Here is a 2,587-nt window from a genome sequence, read left to right on the forward strand (position 1 = left end):
ATTATAGCATCTATATCTATACTATTTATACTATTAATATTTCCATCACACACTCTATTTTTAAATCATTATGAAAAAAACAATACCTACAAACAACAGCTTATAGGCTTGGAGTATATAAAGATAATACATAAAATTATTCAAACTATACAGGTACATAGAGCAGATACTAATGCCTATCTAAGTAGCCATAAAGATATAATAGATGATATAATTGATGAAGAGGAGCTACTCTATCTAAAAACCGAGTCACTATTTGAATATGACTCAAAAAATCTAAATATATTGAGCTCAAATCAAAACTTGGCAAAAGCAATTAGTCAATTTGAACTTATTAAAATTGATAAAATCAAAAAAGATAGCTCAAGCAAAATTATATTTAAAGAGCATAATGATGTAATCAAACTACTTCAAGAGACCATATTGGATATATCAGACAAGACTCTATTTAGTATAAGTAAAGATTTAAGAGTAAACTATCTTTCTGATATGCTTCAGGATAAACTACTCAATATATATGAACACTCTGGGCAACTACAAGGGTTATCATCAGCTGTACTTACTCAAAAAAGTATGATACATGAACAGAAAAAGATACTATACGCACTATCTACAGAACTTGTAAGTCTAAAATCTGATCTGATTGACAACAACATACTGACAAAATTAAGTAACTATCAAGCCCTACAAAAACAGACAACTAATGTAGCTGATAAGCTTAAAAAAATCCTAACCATTATAGACAATGATATTATTCTCCAACACAACTTTACCTATGATGTTAAATCATTCTCCAAAGAGGTGACTTTAGCTATGCATACCCAAGAAGAGCTATATAAGATGTTTATATATACCTATAAAGATACTATTGAAGAGTTACAATCCAACTCAAAAAAAGAACTTAGATACCTTATTCTTGGATTTTTAATAATTTTACTCATCTCTTTATATATATTTATAGCATTTTATCAATCTATCACAGGCAATTTAAAAAAACTACAAACAGCCTCCGAGTTGATTGCAGAGGGGCAAACAGATATTCATCTTGATGTTCATAAAAAAGATGAGATCGGTGATGCACTTTTAGCCTTCAATACAATGAGTGATAAACTCAATAAAAATATCTCCTTTCTTGATGGATACAAAACGGCTATTGACAAAAGTAGTATTGTCTCCAAAACTGACCTAAGAGGTATCATCACCTATGCAAACCAGATGTTCTGTAATGTATCTGGATATACTCAAGAGGAGCTTATAGGAAGTTCTCATAATATTGTTCGTCACCCTGATGTTCCCAAGAGTGCGTTTAGGGATATGTGGAATACTATCCAGAGTAAAAAGGTATGGAAAGGTATTGTTAAAAATAAAAAAAAGGATGGGAGCTACTATATAGTCAATGCCACTGTAATTCCTATCTTGGATAACAAAGGTGAGATTAGAGAGTATGTTGCTGTTAGACATGATATTACAGAGCTTGAAGATAACAAAGATGAGATAAAGAAGCAGAGAATAGACCTACTAACAAGTCTACCTAATAGAAATCAACTCCTAGAAGATCTGAAAACAGCTATAAAACCTATTATATTTTATCTAAATATAGATGACTTCTCTGGATTTAATGATTTTTATGGAAGAACAATATCTGATAATACACTGGTTCGTTTGGCACATATTCTAAGTGATATAGATGAAAAAAATAGATATAGACTCTATAAACTTGAAGCTGACCAGTTTATCCTACTTTTTGAAGAGGGTTATCTGTCACGAGATAATCTCCAATACTTTTTTGAAGAGTGTATCTTAGATATTGAGACAAAAATATCAAATCCAGGACCAGAAAACCAAAACCGTATATCTGTCTCTATGACTGGTGGAGCAGCCACCTACTATGTCAATGAGGATTATCAAAAACTGATTTTATATAGTAATATTGCACGAAAAAAAGCACAACAAGAGCATAAGAAATTTTTACTATTTCACCATAGTATGAGAAAGAGTGAAGACTATGCCCATAATATTGAGTGGATTAAAAGAGTCAAAGAGGCGATAAATGAAGATAGAATTGTCTGCTACTATCAACCTATCTTTGATAACAGAACCCAAAAACTTGAAAAATATGAGTCACTAGTTCGACTTATAGATAAAGATGGACAAGCTATATCTCCATTTTTCTTTTTGGAGATAGCTAAAAAAGCAAAACTATATGAACAGATTACTCACATAGTTATAGATAAAACATTTGACAGATTTAGAGATTTACCTACAGATTTTTCTATTAATCTTACTATAGATGATATTTTATCAGAGAGAACAACAAACTATATCTACCAAAAACTTGAAAGCTATCCAAATACACATCGAGTTATATTTGAGATTACAGAGTCCCAAGATGCAGGAGATTATAAGTTAATAAATAAATTTATAAAATATGTTAAACAGTATAGTGTAAAAATTGCCATAGATGATTTTGGTTCTGGCTATGCCAACTTTGAACATATCCTAAATATAGATGCCGATTTCATTAAGATAGATGGGAGTCTAATCAAAAATATACATACAGATGAGAACTCTTATATTATCACCGAGG

1 protein-coding gene is annotated in these 2,587 nt (G+C 30.6%); it reads left to right on the plus strand.

Annotated features, from left to right (window positions below; all coding sequences use genetic code 11):
* Positions 1-2,587 (plus strand): EAL domain-containing protein (locus tag GSY74_RS03735; RefSeq protein ID WP_164663766.1); only part of this gene is annotated, 2,587 nt, incomplete at both ends.

It is taken from the genome of Sulfurovum sp. bin170 (assembly GCF_010892395.1).
In the GTDB taxonomy this organism is placed as follows: Bacteria; Campylobacterota; Campylobacteria; order Campylobacterales; family Sulfurovaceae; genus UBA1140.